Here is a 458-nt window from a genome sequence, read left to right as displayed (position 1 = left end):
GAAGCCGACGTACTCGGTTCGGCCGTACTGGAGATACGCGGGCGGGTGGTGGGCTACACGGACACCGGCGGGCAGTCCGTGACCGAGGGCGATCAGACGGGTGCCCTGGTGCTCTAACTGAGCGGGGCCGTCGAGAGGATCGGCGACGTGGTCGGGCTGATCTCCTACAGGGCCGGCCAGACCAATCTGCTGGCCATCAACGCCACCATCGAGGCGGCCCGAGCCGTCTGGCCGGCCAGCTCTTTCACCTCGGACGCCACGTCGGCGAAGCCCCTGCCGGCCTCACCGGCGCGCGCCGCCTCGATGGTGGCGTTGAGGGCCAGCAGATTGGTCTGGCCCGCGATGGAGGAGATCAGCCCGACCACGTCGCCGATCCGCTCGACGGCCCCGCTCAGTTCGAGCACCAGGGCACCCGTCTGATCGGCCTCGGTCACGGCCTGCCGCGCGATGGCCGCGGA

Annotated in this window: 2 pseudogenes; one reads left to right on the top strand and one right to left on the bottom strand. The window is 70.5% G+C overall.

Features of this window, described 5'->3' with window-relative positions:
* Positions 1 to 147 precede the first annotated feature (147 nt).
* Positions 148 to 246 (top strand): annotated as a pseudogene (locus tag MKK75_RS36185) (hypothetical protein); the annotation flags it as partial.
* On the opposite strand, the pseudogene MKK75_RS25805 reads toward MKK75_RS36185, so the two are convergent.
* Positions 213 to 449, bottom strand: a pseudogene (locus MKK75_RS25805) (methyl-accepting chemotaxis protein); the annotation flags it as partial. The pseudogenes MKK75_RS36185 and MKK75_RS25805 overlap by 34 nt on opposite strands.
* Positions 450 to 458: the final 9 nt, after the last annotated feature.

Origin of the sequence: Methylobacterium sp. J-030 (genome assembly GCF_022829545.1) — a bacterium.
Taxonomy (GTDB): domain Bacteria; phylum Pseudomonadota; class Alphaproteobacteria; order Rhizobiales; family Beijerinckiaceae; genus Methylobacterium.
Note: the sequence above shows the minus strand (reverse complement) of the source record. Positions and strands in the feature narration are given on the sequence as shown.